The sequence below is a fragment of the Bradyrhizobium sp. USDA 4538 genome (assembly GCF_024171045.1).
Lineage (GTDB): Bacteria > Pseudomonadota > Alphaproteobacteria > Rhizobiales > Xanthobacteraceae > Bradyrhizobium > Bradyrhizobium australafricanum.
This window is the reverse complement of sequence record NZ_JALJZE010000001.1, coordinates 6,640,007-6,658,013: the sequence shown is the minus strand read 5'-3', so window position 1 is coordinate 6,658,013 and position 18,007 is coordinate 6,640,007. Positions and strand designations below refer to the sequence as shown.

Here is an 18,007-nt window from a genome sequence, read left to right as displayed (position 1 = left end):
GGGTCCGGCGTGAAGGTTTGGGAGAACCTGCATTCGGATCGCCTCACAGGGGGAGAACCACCGATGCAGAATACGCTTCTGGTCGGCCTATCGAAGCAGATGGTGCTGGAACGGCAGATGGATGTCGTCTCCAACAACATCGCGAACATGAACACCAACGGCTACAAGGCCGACCGGTCGCTGTTCCAGGAATATCTGTCCTCGAACGCGCATGAGGACAATTTCGCCTCGTCCGACCGCCGCGTCTCCTTCGTGCAGGACCGCGCGACCTTCCACGATTTCGCGCAGGGCCCGACCGAAGAGACCAAGAACCCGCTCGACGTCGCGATCGACGGCAATGCCTTTCTGGTGGTGCAGACGCCGGGTGGCGAGCGCTATACCCGCGAAGGCAGCCTGCAGATCAACAATCGCGGCCAGCTGGTCACCGCCTCGGGCTATCAGGTGCTCGGCACCGCCGGCCCGATCACCTTCCAGCAGACCGACCACGACGTCTCGATCGCCGCCGACGGCAACATCACCGTGCTCGAGGGCACCTCCCGACTCGACTCGATCCGCGGCAAGCTGCGCCTCGTCTCGTTCGCGCAGGCCCAGCGCCTGCTGAAGGAAGGCTCCAACCTCTACGCGCCGGGCGAAGGCACGCAGGCGCTGCCGGACACCAAGGCCCAGATCCGCCAGGGCTTCATCGAGAAGTCGAACGTCAATTCCGTCGTCGAGATGAGCCGCATGATCGAGATCACGCGGACCTACACCCAAATCGCCTCGCTGCTGCAGCAGCAGAGCGACCTGCACAAATCGGCGATCGAGAAGCTCGCCGACGTGCCGAACTGATCCGAGGGATTGACCGATGCGCGCACTTTATACAGCTGCGACCGGAATGGCGGCACAAGAACTCAGCGTTCAGGTGATCTCCAACAACATCGCGAACCTGCGCACCACCGGCTACAAGAAGCAGCGCGCCGCGTTCCAGGACCTGATCTACGACCATGTGCGTCGGGTCGGTGCGCAGGCCTCCGACCAGAACACCATCATGCCGATGGGCATCGACCTCGGCGGCGGCGTCAAGACCGTCGGCACGCCGCGCATGATGACCCAGGGCACGCTGTCGCCGACCGGCAACGATCTCGACATCGCGATCCGCGGCGAAGGCTTCTTCAAGATCCTGATGCCGGACGGCACCTTCACCTACACCCGCGACGGCTCGTTCCAGATGGACAATCAGGGCCGCATCGTCAACGCGCAGGGCAATTTGCTGCAGCCGACGATCACGATCCCGCAGAACGCATCCGGCCTCACCATCAATGCGCAGGGCCAGGTCTCGGTGACGCTGCCGGGTCAGACCGCATCGACCAACATCGGCCAGATCGGCCTGACCCGCTTCATCAACAAGGCCGGCCTGATGCCGATCGGCGACAACCTGTTCCAGGAAACGCCGGCCTCGGGCCAGCCGCAGGACGGCACCGCCAACACCGACGGCTATGGCGACATGCAGCAGAGCAACCTCGAACAGGCCAATGTCGAGGTGGTCTCGGAAATCTCGGACCTGATCGCCGCGCAGCGCGCCTATGAGATGAACTCGAAGGTGGTCTCCGCCGCCGACCAGATGATGCAGTCGACCTCCAACCTGTTCCGCTGAGGATGATGTCGATGATCGCCCGCTCATTCCTGATCGCAGCCGCGCTTCTTGCAGCCTCGATGACTTCGGCTGCCGCGCAAAGCCGCCGCGAGACCATCGCGGTGCCGACGCTGCGCGCCAGCATCACGGTCGCCGACGACATCGTGCGGGTCGGCGACCTCATCGACAATGCCGGCAGCGCCGGCAGCGTCGCGGTCTACCGCGCGCCGGACCTCGGCACGACAGGCACGCTGCCGGTCGCGCAAGTGCTCAACGTGTTGCGCTCGCACCAGGTGATCGGCGTCGACACCCGCGAGCTGAAGGAGATCACCGTCACCCGGCTGGCGCGCACCATCGACAGCAGGGAGATCGAGCAGCAGGTGTCGCGCGCGCTGGAGGGCCGCCACGGGCTCGGCAGGGCCGGCAACATCGCGCTGACCTTCGACCGCGATCCCGGCGACATCCGCCTCGAGGCGACCAATACCGGCGCGATGCAGCCGATCGCCGTGCGCTACGACCCGCGCTCGACGCGTTTCGACCTGACCTTCGAGATCGGCAACGACGCCGGCGCCGCGCCGTCGAAGCTGCGCTTCACCGGAACCGCGATCGAAACCATCGAGGCCGCCGTGCTGACGCGCAATGTCGAGCGCGGCGACGTGCTGAAGGCCTCCGACGTGATCGTCGAGCGCCGTCCGAAAACCGAGATCGGCAACGACGCGGCGGTGCGCGACAGCGCCGTCGGCATGCAGGTCCGCCGCCAACTCCGCCCCGGCCAGGCGCTGCGGGTCGCCGACCTCGCCAAGCCCGATCTCGTCACCCGCGACCAGAACGTCACGCTGATCTATCGCACTGCCGGCCTTTACCTGACGATCCGCGGCAAGGCGATGGATGGCGGCGCCGAGGGCGACACCGTCAGCGTGATGAATCTGCAGTCCAAGCGTGCCGTCTCCGGCGTCGTCACCGGCCGCGGCGAGGTCTCGATCTCGGTCGCGACCCCGCGCCCGGCGCCGACCGCCGACGCCACCGAATCCAATTCCGCTTCCGTCAAGCTGAGTTCAGTCGCACCAAACGCCGAGTAAAGTTCATGTCCCAGTACCGCATCAACCGCCTCGTCCTGACCGGTGCGCTGCTCGCGCTCGGAACGATCGCCAGCGGTTGCTCGTCGATCGACCGTCTCTCCCAGATCGGCGAGCAGCCGAAGCTGTCGTCGATCGACAATCCGACCACCCAGCCCGGCTACAAGCCGGTGCAGATGCCGATGCCGAAGCCCGAGGTCGCCTCCTACAGTCCGAACTCGCTGTGGCGCAGCGGCTCCCGCGCCTTCTTCAAGGACCAGCGCGCCGCGCGCGTCGGCGACATCCTGACCATCACGGTGAACTTCACCGACAAGGCCGCGATCGCCAACGAGACCCAGCGCAGCCGTACCAACTCCGAGGATTCGGGCGTCACCAACTTCCTGGGCTCGCAGACCATCACGCAGCCGAACAAGATCCTGCCCGGCCGCATCCTGACCGCCGACTCCACGGCCTCCAGCGACGGCAAGGGCTCGGTCAACCGCCAGGAAGCGTTGCAGACCAACGTCGCCGCGGTCGTCACCCAGGTGCTGCCGAACGGCAACCTCGTGGTCGAAGGCAAGCAGGAGATCCGGGTCAACTTCGAAATCCGCGAGCTGATCGTGGCCGGCATCGTGCGCCCGGAGGACATCCAGAGCGACAACACCATCGATTCCTCGAAGATCGCCCAGGCCCGCATCGCCTATGGCGGCCGCGGCCAGATCACCGACGTGCAACAGCCGCGCTACGGCCAGCAGGTTCTCGACGTGCTGCTGCCCTTCTAACGGCATGATCCCGCAAAGCGGAAACCGGTTTTCGGAAACGGATCATGCCTGAGTAGGACCTTTACGAGCTCCCACATCTCGTCGCGAACCTAGGCGCGGCGCGGTGTACCAACACGGCCCTCGCTAGCTCCCCTGGCGAGGGTCGTGGTTTTTTGTGACCGGTGGCGTGCGCCGGCGCGATCGCCGCGCACCAGTCCGATACCGCTTCACGAAAGTCGCGCCATCGCCTTGTCGGTTCGTTAACCCTCGCAGCAGCGCACAGTAGAAGTCCCGGCGCTTGCAACGTAGGGAGACGACAACGCAGGGTTTTCTGTTTGTATGACGGTCATGCAAAGAGACGGACGATATGCGGCGTGGTTCCGGACGCCGCGGGGCGAAGGCACCGGAATAGTCCAGCTTGCAAATGGCAGGATCTCGGGCGGCGACGCCATGTTCATTTATGGCGGCACCTATCAGCTCGATCAGGACCGCTTCACGGCGACGCTGACGACGCACCGCTATGCCGACGGCCCGTTCACCACCGTGTTCGGATGCGACGAGGTCGAGGCGCAGCTGACCGGCTCGTTCAACGGCAATCGGGCGGTGTGCTCGGGTACGGCCAAGCAGGCTCCCGGCGTGCTGTTCGAAGCCACGCTGTTTCTGCAGCAACAGGAGCCGGAGCCCGCCCCCGGCCCAAGGACCACGACAACGCGCGCGGGTGTGGCGAGGCTGCCGAAGCTCCCCGGCCGGCGCACGACGGTCGTGAGCAGGCGTTTCAGCTAATCCGTCCGCAATCCCGATGGCGTCGCCACCCGGTCCGGCGTACGATCGCGCATGCGCGAAGCGCAGCCCGATCGATGCAGCCGGAAGGAGGAACGCATGTATGCCGCCATCCGTCACGCCAAGGCGAAGACCGGTAGCGCCGAGGAACTCGCGCGCCGGATCAAGGAAGGCGCAATCCCGATCATCAGCGACGTTGAAGGCTTCATGGCCTATTACGTGGTCTATGCCGGCGACGATACCGTCACCGCGATCAGCGTCTTCAACAACCATGCCGGCGCCGAAGAGGCCAACCGCCGCGCGCTGGCCTGGATCGATGACAATCTCGGCCCATTGCTGGTCGGCCAGGCCACCGCGGTTGCGGGTCCAGTGATCGTGCATACCAAGGCATAACGGCCGCAACCGGGTTGCGGGTCCGGTGATCGTGCATACCAAGGCATAACGGCCGCAACCGGGTTGCGGGTCCAGTGATCGTGCATACCATAGCCTGAAGGCCGCAACCGGCAAACTTCGCCCGGCAGAAGCTGCCGGCTGCGCGTCGTGCGCGCGTGGCGGCGTCGCGATCCCGTTGAAATCACGGCTGCAACGGATGGCACGCCATTTGCTCCACGATTGCAGCATTGCAATGGGGACTGCGCGCGCAGATGACGTCGATCTCGGCCCTTGGATCGGTCACCGCCAGCATGACGACTGGCACATTGAAGAAACCGCTGACCGCCGACGCCACCGGCGGCAGCTCGCTCGGCGACACCGTCGAGCAGAAGTTTCTCAAATATGCGCAGATCAGCCCGATGGACCGGATGCGCGCGAACATCCTCAAAAGCATGGGCATGTCGGAAGAAGATCTCAAGAACATGACGCCGGATCAGCGCGCCGCGGTCGAGCAGAAGATCAAGGAGCTGATCGAGCAGGCGTTCCAGAAGAACGCCGGCAAGGCCGGCCAGGCGGTCGACATCTCGGCGTAGCTTGCCTGCGCGGGAGCGCGACGGCCGCATTCACGCGTCGGGCCTGTCGCTCAGGACAATGAAGACCTTGCCGCCGAAGTCGTATCGCGCGACCTCGCGCATGCCGAGCCGCAGATGCGCCTTGAGCGAACGCGGGTTGTCTTCCCTGATGAACAGGATTGCCTCGCGGCCGGGGAACGTCGCCTGAAGCTTCGCGTACAACGCATCCAGCACGCCAAGGCCGCGCGCGTCCCGCGAGACGCACACCGGACCATAAACATACGCATCTGCCCGCCCCGGCCAGGCCTTCAGCATGGCCTGCACCGGCGGCGCCTCGCCATATCCCTTCTCCGACGTCAGGAGCGCGCCGAGCAGTCTGCCCTCATCGTCGGTCGCGACGACGATCGATTGCCCGCTTGCAATGCGCGTCTCGATCACGTCGCGCGGCCATTGCCCGAGCAGCATGCCACCGTGCTCCCCGTTGTTGGCCGTCAACAGCGCGGAGATGGCGTCCGCATCGGACAATGTGGCGAGCCTGGTCTTGATCATCGCGGATGGATCGCGAGCACCATGGCGGCGCAGCTCACGCCTTCTTCTTTGCGGTCGCGCGGGTACCCGCGGCCTTCTTTGCCGGCTTCTTCGCAGATTTCCTGGATTTGGCCTGGTTGAGTTCGATCGCAGCACGAATGAGCGTCTTCAGCGCAGGGGCGTTGATCTTGTCGCCCTCGAACAGATCGATCGCGCGCCGCGCATTGCCCTCGAAGCCGGTGTTGAACAGCTTGTCGGGGTCGGGCAGCTGCGCGCCATACATGAAGGTCAGCTTGACCTTGCCCTTGTGGGCGTTGCCGACCGCAATGATGCCGTCGCGCGACCACACCGGGCTGCCCATCCACTTCCACTCCTCGATGATCTCAGGATCGGCGGCGAGGATGCTCTTGCGCAGGCTGGCGAGCGTCTTGCCGCGCCAGTCGGTGAGGTCCTCGATCATCTGGTCGATACGTTCCGATGCCGTCATTGCTGTCTCTCGCGCCTCATCCGCCCCAAGTCGTCACGTCATGCAATCACACTTGGGACGCGGACGTCGATCCCCCATGCTGACGCCGCGGCGACAGATATGGCAACGCGAACAGATAAAGGCCGCTGAGCAGCATGAAGATCAGCGGGAACAGCGCTAGCAAGCCGATCCAGACCGCCTGCTGCTGCAGGACCATGGCGACGATGTTGATGATGACGGCGACCGTGAAGGCGATCGAGAGCCAGCGGTGCGATTGCCGGATCCAGTTGTTCCAGTTCAATGTGACCTCCTGTTGGTGAGTGAATGATCCAGCGTCATTGCGAGGAGCTCCCGACAAAATTGCAGAGCAATTTTGCGCTGAAGCGACGAAGCAATCCATCTATCCGTGTATGCGGCACGATGGATTGCTTCGCGGAGCCTGTCATCGGGCGGCGCTATGCGCCGACCCGTTGGCTCGCAATGACGAGAGAGAGAGAGGCCGTCAACCTTGCCGCGCCATCAGCTGATCGAGATTCTCGAGGAACTGCTTCCATCCGGCATGAGCGCCGCCATAGGCCTGCTTCTGATGCGGCTGGAAGCCGGACTGCTCGACGCGCAGATGGGTGCCGGTCGCCGTCGGCGTCAGCGTGAAGACCACAACGCTCTCGAGATTGTAGGCGGCATCCGCATGCACGAAATTCCAGGTGTAGGACAGCGTCCTGTGCGGCTCCACAGCGAGCACCTTGCAGTCCAGCACGCCGCCCCACTCGCCGCGCAGGTTGAAGCTGTGCCCGACCTCGGGCTTGAAGTCGTTCTTCATCAGCCACTCCTCCATCAGATGCGGTTGGGTCAGCGCGCGCCAGAGCTTTTCCGGCGGATGAGGAAATTCACGCTCGACGATCGCGGAACGCGTTTCAGCGGTGGTCTTGTTCATTGGTCCATCCTTTTGAGGAGATCTTCGAGGTGGTCGAACCGGTTCTGCCAGAAGCCCGCCATCTGGCTGGTCCAGTCGATCAGCGGCGCCAGCGCGCCGAGTTGCGCGCTGTAATGGGTCTGCCTGCCTTCATGGCGGTCGCGCACCAGCCCGGCCTGCTTCAGCACGCCGAGATGCTTCGACACCGCCGGCTGCGAGATCCTGGCGCGGGCCGTCAGCGCGCCGACGGTCTGCTCGCCCTCGCGGCACAGGCGCTCGAAGATGGCCCGGCGGGTCGGGTCTGCGAGGGTTCGAAACAGGATGTCGTGAGCGTCTGGCATTTGCGATCAATAACCCATTGGTTATGGATTAACGTATAACCATCCAGCTATGGATAAGTCAACCGCAAACTTCGGCGGCTCGACAGCGGCCGCGCCACCTGAGGCTTTCCGGCTCGATGGCACAACAAGACCGCCCGCGCCTTTCATAACCCGCAGGTTATCCGGTGGCGGCGATCGGCCCGTCGGGCAAATCCGGGCGGAACGAAGAGCAAAGCTCGGGCAAATCATGTCGCGAGAACGCGGAAGTTTGACTCACAACGCGCGCAACACATTCAATGTCGTCCTGGCGAAAGCCAGGACCCATTACCCCAAATGAGAGTTGTTGCGCGATGCTGGGGCCACGATCCCGTTCATCATCAGGTGCGGTGGTGGGTCCTGGCATTCGCCAGGACGACGATCGTGTGTGTGGAATCCGCTCTGTTATCACCCGGCTCGCCGCCTCCGCTGAAGCTTCGGCGCGCCAAGGATGCGTGGCCTCGTCGAAGCCTTGGCGAAGACGGGACCGGGCGATCCAGTACGCCGCGGCCTCTCGGATCAAGCACAGCCGTCTCTGCAATACTGGATCACCCGCTTTCGCTTTAGCGGGTCATCACACCGCGCTGTTTGACATCTTGAATTGCGACTCGTCCTCACCGTCATCCCTGCCTAGTGCGCAATTGCACATGGGAGCAGGGACCGAGCATGAAACCGTGTCGTTGCGGTGGCACTGCGCATGATCTACAACCTTTGCACGGACGCGATTGCTATTCCCGGATAATTTTACGGAGATTTTTGATGTGCCAGCTTTGCGAAATCACAGCTCCCACCCAGACCTCCCGGCGCCGCTTCCTCGCTGCCGCGGCCTGCACCGCAGCCAGTCTCGCCCTTGCACCGCCGGTTTCCGCCAAGGAAACCAAATCGCCGCCGAAGCCGCAGAATGTGCTGGCGCCGGACGCGGCGCTGGAGCGGCTGGTGAAGGGCAATCTCCGCTATGTCGAAGGCGTCTCGCGGCGGCATGATTTCAAGCACGAGCGCGAGGCGCTGGCCGGCGGACAGAATCCGTTCGCCGGCATCCTGAGTTGCGCGGACTCCCGCATCGCACCGGAATACGCCTTCGACACCGGCCGCGGCGATCTGTTCGTCTGCCGCATCGCCGGCAATTTCGCCAGCGACGAGACCATCGCGAGCCTTGAATATGCATCGGCCGTGCTGAACGTGCCGCTATTCATGGTGCTCGGCCACGACAGTTGTGGGGCGGTCGACGCCGCCATCAAGTCGCTGAAGGACAACACCACCCTGCCCGGCCATCTGCCCTCGCTGGTCAATGCGATCGCACCGGCGGTGAAGGCGACCGAGGGCAAGGGAGGCGACCGGCTCGCCAACGCCATCAGGCAGAACGTCATCGACAACGTCGCGAAGCTGAAATCGGCGACGCCGATCCTTAGCGCCGCGGTCGATCAGGGCAAGCTCAGGGTGGTCGGCGCGGTCTATCGGCTGACCGACGGCAAGGTCGAGCTCGTCACGGACGCCAAGCGGCCGACGACTTGAAAGTCAGGTGAATTCAGTAAAGTCAGGTCAAGGTCGCAAGGTCGCGCTGCACACTCGGTGTCGTCCCTGCGAAAGCACTAGCGTATATACATATCCTCCGCAGTCTTTCCGGAGTCTTCTCAAAGAGTTGGCCGAAAACCGCAGAGAACTTACTCATCTGCACTAGGGTTGCGCCCGCCGATTTCGGCTCTCGCCTAGTAGCTAACCCCTTGATGATGAGTCGGTTTTCTAGCCTCGAAGAGATGTGTAAATGCCCTAGTGCGAAAGCAGGGACCCATACCCCGCAGCGGCTGTCGCGAACCGCGCTCGTCGCTCCCGCGCCGCGCAACAATCAGCATTTGTGGTTATGGGTCCCTGCTTTCGCAGGGACGACGTCCTTATGTGGAGGCAGGCTCGCACAACGTCACCTCACGTAAACGCCGCTTCCACGTTGCCGAGACCGTCGAGCTCCATCACGACCGTGTCGCCCGCGTTCAGCCACACCGTCTTGACCAGGCTGCCGGTCAGCACGATCTGGCCGGCATGCAGGCCACGGCCCTCAGTGGCGAGATGATTGGCGAGCCAGGCGAGCGCGTTGTGGGGATGCCCGAGCACGTCGGCGCCGGTGCCGCGGCCTTCTTCCTTGCCGTTGACGATCGCGCGTCCCGCGACCGCGCGCAGATCGGGCACGGTGATGCGCGGCACCTCCTCCCCGAGCACACAACCGGCGGCGAAGAAGTCGTCGGCAATCAGCGTCGGCGCGCCCAATGTCTCCCATTTGACGTAGCGGTCGTCGACGATCTCGATCGCGGGATAGTAGGCATCGATCGCTTCCGCGACCCATTCGGCGGTAAACGGCGCCTCGCTGGGAGCGAGATTGCGGGCGAGCCGCACCGCGATCTCGCACTCGACGCCGACATGGACGAACTCGGCCGCCGGCAGCCGCACGCCACTGTCATGCACGACCTTCTCGAACACGCCACCGACGCAGGGGTGCGGGATGTTGATATATTCCTGCATCACCGCGCTGGTGCAGCCGATCTTGTAGCCGACGAGGCTGCCGACGTGTGGCTGCATCAGAGCGTGCAGCGCGTACTGCACCTGATAGCCTTCGGCCTCGTCGCGCGGCACCACGTCCTTCGGAAGCGCCTTGAGCGGCGCCCGGCTGCGGCGCGCGCTGGCAATCGCCTTTGCGGCCGCGAGGACCCGATCCATCTGCGCAGCCTCCCTGGTGTTCTCGGCGGCGCGGTGGCGCCTCCGTCTGCTCGCTGCAATTCAGCACTCGCCGACGCGTCTGGCAAGCACGCTGCACGGGAGCCGCCGTCAGGCCTTGACGAGGCCGAGCCGGATCAGGCTCTCGGCGGTCGCGACGATCATCTCCTCATTGCCGCGCGGGCGCCAGCCGAGCAGGTGCTGCGCCTTGGCGCTGGTCGCGCGGCGCACCTTGCCGAGCAGCGGCAGCGCGGCACGGGCCATCGGGTTGCGCCGTGCGGCGAGCCGCATCATCCAGTCCGGCGCCTGGAACCGCGGCACGCGCCGCGCCTTGCTGCCGAGCTTTGCGCGCAGCACCCGGGCGACCCCGAGGATCGACATGGTCTCGCCGGCGACCGCCAGGAAGCGCTCACCGCGGGCCTCGGGCGACATCATGGCGCGCAGATGCAGGTCGGCGACATCGCGCACGTCGACGAGCCCGAAATGGATCCGCGGCACCACCGGCATCGCGCCGTCGAGCAGCGCCTTGATGATGCCGATCGACTCGGAGAAATCGGCACCGAGCGCCGGGCCGAACACCGCGGTGGGGTTGACCACGGCAAGCTCGAGGCCATTGCCTTCGCGCGCGACGAAATCCCAGGCGGCGCGCTCGGCCAGCGTCTTGGATTTCGGATAGGCCTGCACGCCCTCGCCATCGAGATTGGACCATACGGTCTCGTTGAACGGCGCCGCCTGCGGCGGATGGCCGTAACCGATTGCCGCGAACGACGACGTCACGACCACGCGCTTGACGCCGGCGTCGCGCGCGGCGCGCAACACCCGCAGCGTGCCTTCCCGCGCCGGGACGATCAGCTCGTTCTCGTCCTCGGGCACACGGGCGCCGAGCGGTGATGCGACATGCAGCACGTAGTCGCACCCGGTGACCGCTTCGCGCCAACCGTCGTCGCGCAGCAGGTCGGCGGTGACGAAGCCGACCTGTTCGGGCGCCAGCGCGCCACCCTCGCGCAGCATCGCGATCACGTCGTTGCTGCGACCCGGATTGCGCACCGTCGTTCGCACCGCATGCCCGTCGGCGAGCAGCTGCAGAATCGTATGCACGCCGATGAATCCCGATCCGCCTGTGACCAAAACCGTGCTCATGTCCCTGCCCTCTTCATGGTTCGGCGGATGGGCCCAACATTGCACTGCCCGCCCTGCACAGGCCGCATCTGGTCACTATCTGATCTTGGACAAGTAGGATGAAATTCGAGACCGGTATGGAAAACAATACCAGCGATATGTGTGACGGCGGTGAATGCGAGAGCTGCCCCACCGACCCCAATGTGCTGATCGAATTCAAGCACGCGATCCATGCGCTCGGGGGGAAATGGAAGCTCGAGATCCTGTTCACGCTGATGAATGGCGGTGTGCGGTTCGGCGCGCTGCGCCGCGCGCTCGCGCCGATCACCCAGCATGCTGACTGCGCAGCTGCGCGAGCTCGAGCGCGACGGCCTGGTGGCGCGCAGGGTGCTCGCCGAGAAGCCGCTGCAGGTCGAATACGAGCTGACGGATTCGGCCTGGAGCCTGACGCCGGCTTTCCGCGAATTGCTGGCATGGTCGAAGACGTTCGGCCCGCGCCGCAATAGCGCGGCAAGCTGAACGTCGTCTCGCCATAAACCGTTTCGGCATAGGAATTACATTCCCTCTCCCGCTTGCGGGGTCCGAGGCGAGCGAAGCTCGCTCTCGAGCCTAGGGTGGGGGTATCTCCACGAATCACATCGCGGAAAGAGCCCCCACCCGCACTGCATCTGTCGATGCAATGCGACCTCCCCCGCAAGCGGGAGAGGTGCAGCGAATGCGTGGCAAGGCTTGAGCACGCGTCATCGCGCCTCACCCCATGCCAAGTGCGCGCCGGATCGCGATCTCGACCGGCGAATACGCGCCGTCCGCACGTTCCAGCCGGTACGGTTCGCCGGCAGCGAGCGACGGCTGGGCCATGAAGCGCGGTGTCGTGCCCCGATGCTTCTGCGCGGCATGCACCAGCAACGGATGGCACAGATAGACCGTGCCGGCCTCCCCGGTCGCGAGCGCGACCTCGCAGTCGGCGCCGACATCGTCGAGCACCATGCGTGCGCGCCCGGCCTCGCCCGCCGGCGCGAGGTAGCGGGCCATCGGCCAATGCGAGCCGACCCTGATCCGGGTCGGCGCGTCGTCCTCGCCGACGTCGGAGAACAGGAACAGCAGCAACAGCGCCCGGCCGCGCGAGACGACATTGGCCCGCCAGGCGGAGAAGTCGCTGCGCTCGTTGGGGTCGCAATCCTCGCCGGGGAAGCTGACGTCGATGTGCCAGCCGGCATCGCCGGGATCGTCCGGATGCGGGAAGCGCACCGGAAAGGTTCCGATGTCGTCGCGCGGGCGCCAGCGGCCGGGACCGGCGATCTGATCGAACGCCCGGTGCAGCAGCGGCGTGTTGATCGCCTGCCGGAACGGCGCGCCGCCGTAGCCGGGCAGCCGGATCACCGGGCGCGTCCAGGTCGCAGGGTCGTGCCCGCTGCACGGCAGGTCACGCCACATGATGGCGCGTCCCTGGTCGGCGAGTTCCCGGGGAAAGGCGCTGTCGATCCGGACAAAGCCCTGTTGGATGAATTGCTCGATCTGCGCGCCGTCAAGCGCACGCGCGTCGTTTCGATGGGTCATGATTGTCTCTCAAACTGTCGCCAGCCATCGATGCTCCGCGATGCGCGGAACCTGACCGGCTCATTCGGTTTCACTGGAATCCCAGGAGCGAAAGCTCGTGGGGCCGCTCAGCGCTTCCAGGAGGAAGCGGGATCAGCCCAGCAAAAACACCGAAGCGATGCTGAGAGTGCGTGTCATCATGGCGGCGCGAACGTACAACCGGTACGCGCCGGCAGCAATCCGTGGCGATCCGTCGCCACTATTCGTCGCGATAGACCTTCTCGCGCTTCTCGTGGCGTTCCTGCGCCTCCACCGACAGCGTTGCGATCGGGCGGGCTTCGAGCCGCTTCAGCGAGATCGGTTCACCGGTCTCTTCGCAATAGCCGTAGGTGTTGTCTTCGATGCGCTGGAGCGCCGCGTCGATCTTGGAGATCAGCTTGCGCTGACGGTCGCGGGCACGAAGTTCGATCGCGCGGTCGGTTTCCGAGGACGCTCGGTCCGCGAGGTCGGGATGATTGACGTTCTCTTCCTGCAACGTCTGCAACGTGACCTTCGATTCGCGGAGGATTTCATCCTTCCAGGCCAGCAGCTTGGCGCGGAAATAATCGCGCTGCCGCTCATTCATGAAAGGCTCTTTTTCAGTCGGCCGGTAGTTCTTCAGCTTTTCCAAAGGCAGCCATGTCCCTGTCAGGCGGAGGGAACACAACTCCTCCGCGCGGCGCCTTATATAGCCACGTCATGTGACAGACAATATCTGCCACCGCGAAAGGCGGGCCGCCCCCAAGGCCTTGCACAGGCAAACTTATCCGCCCTGCCCGGGGACGGCCCTGCCCCTCAATAGCCGACCGTGAAACGCCGGCGGATATGGGCCGGGCGCTCGATTTCGTCGGCGAGTGCAACTGCGAAATCCTCGAACGAGATCGAGCTTTTGCCGTCGGCTGCGGTCAGAAGCTGGTCGGTTCCGAGGCGGAACTTGCCGGTCCGCTCGCCGGCCACGAACAGCGCCGAGGGCGACAAAAAGGTCCAGTTCAGGTCCTTCTCCTGGCGCAGCAGGTCGAGGAATTCAGCCCCCTTGGAGGCCTCGGCCTTGTATTGGGGCGGAAAGTTGGGGGTGGTCACCAGGCGGACGCCCGTCGCCACCTCGAGGCTGCCGGCTCCGCCGACCACGAGATAGCGGCCGACCCCGGATGCCTTGGCAGCCCCGATCAGCTTGGCGGGGTCGCTGACCAGGAAATGGATCGAACTGATCGCGGCATCGTGGCCGGCCCACAGCGCGGCCAGGGCGGCCTGGTCGTTCGCGTCACCCTTGCGGGCGGTGACATTGGGCAGGCTGGCGATCTTCTCCGGGCTGCGGGCGATGGCGGTGACGGCGTGGCCGCGGCGGGCGAGTTCCGCGGTGATACGCGAGCCGGCCTGGCCGGACGCGCCGGCGATGGCGATCTTCATCTCAAGTCTCCGATTGATAGTTTCCAATGGTGACTAGATAGCGAAAAGGATGTAGGTGTGAAGAAGGCACTCTCGCCTCACCTGATCACGCCGGAGTAACCGCGATGAAAGCCACGAGCCTCAAGCCGGACGCCTATGCCGCCAATTGCCCGACGCGCCAGATCCTCGACCGGGTCGGCGACAAATGGGCGGTGCTGATCCTGCTGCTGCTCCGCAGCGAGCCGATGCGCTTCAACCAGCTCCGACGCGCCATCGAAGGCATCTCGCAGAAGATGCTGTCGCAGGTGCTGAAAAGCCTGGAGCGCGACGGGCTGCTGCGCCGCCGGGCGATCGCAACGGTGCCGGTGACGGTGGAGTATTCAATCACGCCGCTCGGATCGACGCTCGCCGAAGCCGTCGATCCGCTGCGCGACTGGGCCGAACGGAATCTGAAGGACGTGCTGGCCGCGCAGCGCCGCTACGACGCGCAGCGCAAGGCGCTGGCGGCCTGAGGCACCTGCAGGCACCAGCGGCGTCGGACAGGTGAGTTGATCGGGAGGAGCCTAGTATTGCCCAGCCTTGGCGAGCTCGACCTCGACGCGCAGTTCGATCTCGCCGAGCACGGCATCGAGGCCGGGGTCGCCGGAGGATTCCTTCAGGCTCGCCGCGGCGTCACGCAGCCGGTTCACCGTGGAGGAATCGAAATTGCCGGACAGCAGGCCGAGCTTGAGCGCATCGAGCACGTCGAGCGCGCCCTTGCCGCGGGCCACCGAGCGCTTGCGGCGCTCGGTCGGGTCTTCGACGCCCTGCAATGCGAGTAGCGCATCGAGGCTGGTGGCGGCCTTCGGCGCTGCGGTGGAGCGGACCTCCTCCTGCGCGGTCGTCGCATCCGGCAGCGAGAAGCCGCTCGACGAGGTGCGCCGCGTGGCGCTGGTGGACGTGCCAAGCGTGGTGCCGTTCGGTCCGTAGATGCGCATCGTCGTGATGATCCCGCAGGCCTGAATGGGCCGAGCATCGCTGTTTTATGGTTAACGGCGCGTAAACGACCCGGCAATTTCTGCCGCCGCGCGGCAGTTTCGCGCTCCCTGGCGAACCGGAGTAAAACGACGCTCCGACAATTTCGATAAATATATCAACACATTGCCAAAGCGAAGCGGAGTGGCACGCAGCTCGCATGGTTAATGGCGGATCGCCGTCATGGGAGTGTCGTTTGATCCGCGAGTTCAGTTCGAGGGGAGCATCGGGATGCCCGGCATCCGCATCGCAAATCTGTTCGGAGTGGCCTGCGCCGCGTTGCTGGCGCTGGCGGCCTCCGTCATGCCGGCGGCCGCGACGTCGCGGATCAAGGATCTCGCCAATATCGAGGGCGTGCGCCAGAACCAGCTGATCGGCTACGGCCTCGTGGTCGGCCTCAACGGCACCGGCGATACGCTCAACAACATCCCCTTCACCAAGCAATCGCTGCAGGCGATGCTCGAGCGCATGGGCGTCAACATCCGCGGCGCCACCATCCGCACCGGCAACGTCGCCGCCGTGATGGTGACCGGCAATCTGCCGGCGTTCGGCACCCAGGGCACGCGCATGGACGTCACCGTCTCGGCGCTCGGCGATGCCAAGAACCTGCAGGGCGGCACCCTGCTCGTCACCCCGCTGCTCGGCGCCGACGGCAATGTCTATGCGGTGGCGCAGGGATCGGTGGCGGTCGCCGGCTTCGCGGCCGAAGGTGCCGCCGCCAGCGTCGTGCGCGGCGTGCCGACCGTCGGCCGGATCGCCAACGGCGCCATCATCGAGCGCGAAATCGAATTCGCGCTCAACCGCCTGCCCAATGTGCGCCTCGCGCTGCGCAACGCCGACTTCACCACCGCCAAGCGGATCGCCGCTGCGGTCAACGACTATCTCGGCGTCAAGACCGCCGAGCCGATCGATCCCTCCACGGTGCAGCTTGCGATCCCGACGGAATTCAAGGGCAACGTCGTCGCCTTCCTGACCGAGATCGAGCAGCTGCAGGTCGATCCCGATCTCGTGGCGAAGATCGTGATCGACGAGCGCTCCGGCATCATCGTGATGGGCCGCGACGTTCGCGTCGCCACCGTCGCCGTCGCGCAGGGCAATCTCACCGTCTCGATCTCCGAGAGTCCGCAGGTCAGCCAGCCCAATCCGCTGTCGCGCGGCCGGACAGTCGTGACGCCGCGCACCAGCGTCGGCGTCAGCGAGGACGGCAAGAAGTTCGCCGTGGTCAAGGACGGCGTCTCGCTGCAGCAACTGGTCGACGGCCTCAATGGCCTCGGCATCGGACCGCGCGACCTCATCAGTATCCTGCAGGCGATCAAGGCCGCCGGCGCGATCGAAGCCGACATCGAGGTGATGTGATGGCGAGCCTGATCAACAGCACCACCGGCAGCATGCCGAACAAGGCGTTGATGCCGATGTTCAACGGCCGCCCCGATCCCGTGCTGCAGGACGCGTTGAAGAAGGTGACGCCGCAGCAGGCCGCCAAGGCGAAGGCGACCGCGACCGATTTCGAATCGATGTTCCTCAATTCGATGTTCTCGCAGATGACGACCGGCCTGAAGGGCGATGGCCCGTACGGCGACACCGTCGGCACCGGCGCGTGGCGGTCGATGCTGACCGACGAATACTCGAAGAATTTCGCCAAGGCCGGCGGCGTCGGCATTTCCAACGAAGTGTTCCGCTCGCTGATCCTGCAGCAGGCGAACGAGAGCTAGGGTTTCAAGGAGCAGCGCGATGAACCAGCGTCCACAGCAGCCGCGGCCAGTAGCATCCGCCTCCGCCGCGCGGTCCGCGACGTCGACGCCGCCGGACGTCGCGCGTCTCGCCAACGAGCTGACCGAAGTGATGAGTGGCCTGCTTGCCGTGATCGAACAGGAGACCGAGTTCGTCCGCGCCGGCAAGATCCGCGAGGGCATGCGGCTCGAGCCGCAGAAGTCCGAGCTGTCGCGGCGCTACATGCTCGCGGTGGAGCATCTGAAATCGATGCAGAAGATGCTGTCGCAGACCGATCCCGAGCTGCTCGCGACACTGCGCCGTCATCACGAGACATTCCGCGCCATGCTGCAGGTCAATTTGACCGTGCTTGCAACCGCGCACGCCGTCTCCGAAGGCATCGTGCGCGGCGTCAATGCCGAGGTGCAGCGCCGCAACATTCCGAACACCTATACCGCGAGCGGACAGCGCGCCACGCCGGGCCCCCGCAACATGACGCCGATCGCGATCAGCCGCACACTCTGACGCCTACGCCTACAATTTAGCTCAATTCGACGCCGCCCCGGCAGCGCGGCATTCAGCGTGTTTTCTAACAGCCTATTGAGAGGTTCCCCGTAGAGTTGCGGACCGTGAGGGGTTGGGATTTGACTCAAGCAAACTAGTGCCTGTGCACTACGAGGCTGCCATGAGTACAGATTTCAGCATCAAGCCGGTGGGGGCACCGGTCGCGGCGCCGATGGTCTCTCCCACGAGCGATACGGCGCAGAAGGCGGTCAAGACTGAACTGCCGGCGAGCCAGAGCGTCACCGCTCCGGAGCCGAGCGTGCGCGTCACCATCGATCCCAACGCCGTCAACGCATCGATTTCAAATCAGGCTCCGTCGGTCAGCGATCAGGTCATCATCGACCGCGACGCGCGCGCCGTGGTCTATCAGGTGGTCGATAATCGCACGAATTTGGTGGTGAGGCAGTTTCCGGAAGAAGCCGTATTGCGCCGCCGCGCCTATTTCCATGCGCTCGATCTCAGCAAGGACGCGCCGACGCGGGTGCGCGCCACCGATCGTCGCGCCTAGGCGCGGAGCAACG

Annotated in this window: 24 protein-coding genes and 1 pseudogene; 14 read left to right on the top strand and 11 right to left on the bottom strand. The window is 65.0% G+C overall.

The window, feature by feature from the left end; genetic code table 11:
- Positions 1 to 63: 63 nt before the first annotated feature.
- The 7 genes from flgF (at position 64) to J2R78_RS30165 (ending at position 5,173) form a co-directional block, all read left to right on the top strand.
- The gene (gene flgF, locus J2R78_RS30195) at positions 64 to 828 is read left to right on the top strand and encodes a flagellar basal-body rod protein FlgF (RefSeq protein ID WP_057018627.1); all 765 of its coding nucleotides are present in this window, start codon (positions 64 to 66) and stop codon (positions 826 to 828) included.
- Positions 829 to 844: 16 nt separating this feature from the next.
- Positions 845 to 1,633 (top strand): flagellar basal-body rod protein FlgG, encoded by a 789-nt coding sequence (gene flgG / locus J2R78_RS30190; protein WP_028337173.1) that lies wholly within the window; start codon positions 845 to 847, stop codon positions 1,631 to 1,633.
- Between the two features lie 2 nt (positions 1,634 to 1,635).
- Positions 1,636 to 2,691, top strand: coding sequence for a flagellar basal body P-ring formation chaperone FlgA (gene flgA / locus J2R78_RS30185; RefSeq protein WP_253607869.1), 1,056 nt, complete (start codon positions 1,636 to 1,638; stop codon positions 2,689 to 2,691).
- 5 nt (positions 2,692 to 2,696) lie between these two features.
- The gene (gene flgH / locus J2R78_RS30180) at positions 2,697 to 3,449 is read left to right on the top strand and encodes a flagellar basal body L-ring protein FlgH (RefSeq protein WP_028337175.1); all 753 of its coding nucleotides are present in this window, start codon (positions 2,697 to 2,699) and stop codon (positions 3,447 to 3,449) included.
- Between the two features lie 429 nt (positions 3,450 to 3,878).
- Complete coding sequence (locus J2R78_RS30175) at positions 3,879 to 4,211, top strand: hypothetical protein (protein ID WP_375166679.1); 333 nt, start codon at positions 3,879 to 3,881, stop codon at positions 4,209 to 4,211.
- Between the two features lie 96 nt (positions 4,212 to 4,307).
- Positions 4,308 to 4,601: a hypothetical protein gene (locus J2R78_RS30170; protein WP_028337177.1), complete on the top strand. Its 294-nt coding sequence runs from the start codon at positions 4,308 to 4,310 to the stop codon at positions 4,599 to 4,601.
- Between the two features lie 251 nt (positions 4,602 to 4,852).
- Entirely contained in the window at positions 4,853 to 5,173 is a 321-nt protein-coding gene (locus J2R78_RS30165) for a hypothetical protein (protein WP_253607868.1), read from the top strand.
- Positions 5,174 to 5,203: 30 nt separating this feature from the next.
- Here the strand turns inward: J2R78_RS30165 and J2R78_RS30160 are convergent, their stop codons facing one another.
- The 5 genes from J2R78_RS30160 to J2R78_RS30140 all read right to left on the bottom strand — a co-directional run bounded on the left by J2R78_RS30160 (position 5,204) and on the right by J2R78_RS30140 (position 7,400).
- Positions 5,204 to 5,701: a GNAT family N-acetyltransferase gene (locus J2R78_RS30160; protein WP_076825662.1), complete on the bottom strand. Its 498-nt coding sequence runs from the start codon at positions 5,699 to 5,701 to the stop codon at positions 5,204 to 5,206.
- A 34-nt stretch (positions 5,702 to 5,735) separates the two neighbouring features.
- A complete protein-coding gene (locus J2R78_RS30155; RefSeq protein ID WP_253607867.1) occupies positions 5,736 to 6,167 on the bottom strand; it encodes a DUF1801 domain-containing protein in 432 nt (143 codons plus the stop codon).
- A 46-nt stretch (positions 6,168 to 6,213) separates the two neighbouring features.
- A complete protein-coding gene (locus J2R78_RS30150) occupies positions 6,214 to 6,447 on the bottom strand; it encodes a hypothetical protein (protein WP_076825666.1) in 234 nt (77 codons plus the stop codon).
- A 201-nt stretch (positions 6,448 to 6,648) separates the two neighbouring features.
- A complete protein-coding gene (locus J2R78_RS30145) occupies positions 6,649 to 7,080 on the bottom strand; it encodes an SRPBCC domain-containing protein (protein ID WP_057018633.1) in 432 nt (143 codons plus the stop codon).
- Complete coding sequence (locus J2R78_RS30140) at positions 7,077 to 7,400, bottom strand: helix-turn-helix transcriptional regulator (protein WP_016846748.1); 324 nt, start codon at positions 7,398 to 7,400, stop codon at positions 7,077 to 7,079. Before J2R78_RS30140 ends, J2R78_RS30145 begins: the two co-directional genes overlap by 4 nt.
- Positions 7,401 to 8,174: 774 nt before the next feature.
- Here J2R78_RS30140 and J2R78_RS30135 point away from each other — a divergent pair.
- A complete protein-coding gene (locus tag J2R78_RS30135) occupies positions 8,175 to 8,927 on the top strand; it encodes a carbonic anhydrase (protein ID WP_253607866.1) in 753 nt (250 codons plus the stop codon).
- 408 nt (positions 8,928 to 9,335) lie between these two features.
- On the opposite strand, the gene J2R78_RS30130 is transcribed toward J2R78_RS30135, so the two are convergent.
- Both J2R78_RS30130 and J2R78_RS30125 read right to left on the bottom strand, forming a co-directional pair.
- A complete protein-coding gene (locus J2R78_RS30130; RefSeq protein WP_253607865.1) occupies positions 9,336 to 10,121 on the bottom strand; it encodes a 2-keto-4-pentenoate hydratase in 786 nt (261 codons plus the stop codon).
- A 108-nt stretch (positions 10,122 to 10,229) separates the two neighbouring features.
- Complete coding sequence (locus J2R78_RS30125) at positions 10,230 to 11,258, bottom strand: aldehyde reductase (RefSeq protein WP_253607864.1); 1,029 nt, start codon at positions 11,256 to 11,258, stop codon at positions 10,230 to 10,232.
- A 116-nt stretch (positions 11,259 to 11,374) separates the two neighbouring features.
- Here J2R78_RS30125 and J2R78_RS45440 point away from each other — a divergent pair.
- Positions 11,375 to 11,756: pseudogene (locus tag J2R78_RS45440) on the top strand (winged helix-turn-helix transcriptional regulator).
- A 231-nt stretch (positions 11,757 to 11,987) separates the two neighbouring features.
- On the opposite strand, the gene J2R78_RS30115 reads toward J2R78_RS45440, so the two are convergent.
- From J2R78_RS30115 to J2R78_RS30105, 3 genes are all read right to left on the bottom strand, one after another.
- On the bottom strand, positions 11,988 to 12,794 hold the full coding sequence (locus tag J2R78_RS30115; protein WP_253607863.1) for a phytanoyl-CoA dioxygenase: 807 nt from the start codon (positions 12,792 to 12,794) through the stop codon (positions 11,988 to 11,990).
- Between the two features lie 238 nt (positions 12,795 to 13,032).
- Complete coding sequence (gene dksA, locus J2R78_RS30110; RefSeq protein ID WP_170991616.1) at positions 13,033 to 13,398, bottom strand: RNA polymerase-binding protein DksA; 366 nt, start codon at positions 13,396 to 13,398, stop codon at positions 13,033 to 13,035.
- 209 nt (positions 13,399 to 13,607) lie between these two features.
- The gene (locus J2R78_RS30105) at positions 13,608 to 14,219 is read right to left on the bottom strand and encodes an NAD(P)-dependent oxidoreductase (protein WP_253607862.1); all 612 of its coding nucleotides are present in this window, start codon (positions 14,217 to 14,219) and stop codon (positions 13,608 to 13,610) included.
- Positions 14,220 to 14,323: 104 nt separating this feature from the next.
- On the opposite strand from J2R78_RS30105, the gene J2R78_RS30100 reads away from it, so the two are divergent.
- On the top strand, positions 14,324 to 14,710 hold the full coding sequence (locus tag J2R78_RS30100) for a helix-turn-helix domain-containing protein (RefSeq protein ID WP_028337693.1): 387 nt from the start codon (positions 14,324 to 14,326) through the stop codon (positions 14,708 to 14,710).
- A gap of 51 nt (positions 14,711 to 14,761) precedes the next feature.
- On the opposite strand, the gene J2R78_RS30095 is transcribed toward J2R78_RS30100, so the two are convergent.
- Positions 14,762 to 15,175, bottom strand: coding sequence for a flagellar assembly protein FliX (locus J2R78_RS30095; protein ID WP_173637572.1), 414 nt, complete (start codon positions 15,173 to 15,175; stop codon positions 14,762 to 14,764).
- A gap of 268 nt (positions 15,176 to 15,443) precedes the next feature.
- Between J2R78_RS30095 and J2R78_RS30090 the strand changes: the two genes are divergently transcribed.
- The 4 genes from J2R78_RS30090 to J2R78_RS30075 all read left to right on the top strand — a co-directional run bounded on the left by J2R78_RS30090 (position 15,444) and on the right by J2R78_RS30075 (position 17,994).
- Positions 15,444 to 16,568 carry a flagellar basal body P-ring protein FlgI gene (locus J2R78_RS30090; RefSeq protein WP_038385504.1) on the top strand — a complete coding sequence of 375 codons (1,125 nt, stop codon included), beginning with the start codon at positions 15,444 to 15,446 and terminating at the stop codon, positions 16,566 to 16,568.
- Positions 16,568 to 16,924: a flagellar assembly peptidoglycan hydrolase FlgJ gene (flgJ, locus tag J2R78_RS30085; protein WP_375167074.1), complete on the top strand. Its 357-nt coding sequence runs from the start codon at positions 16,568 to 16,570 to the stop codon at positions 16,922 to 16,924. The genes J2R78_RS30090 and flgJ overlap by 1 nt, the downstream gene beginning before the upstream one ends.
- Positions 16,925 to 16,943: 19 nt before the next feature.
- Positions 16,944 to 17,447 carry a hypothetical protein gene (locus tag J2R78_RS30080; RefSeq protein WP_092084913.1) on the top strand — a complete coding sequence of 168 codons (504 nt, stop codon included), beginning with the start codon at positions 16,944 to 16,946 and terminating at the stop codon, positions 17,445 to 17,447.
- A 160-nt stretch (positions 17,448 to 17,607) separates the two neighbouring features.
- A complete protein-coding gene (locus tag J2R78_RS30075) occupies positions 17,608 to 17,994 on the top strand; it encodes a hypothetical protein (protein WP_253607861.1) in 387 nt (128 codons plus the stop codon).
- Positions 17,995 to 18,007: the final 13 nt, after the last annotated feature.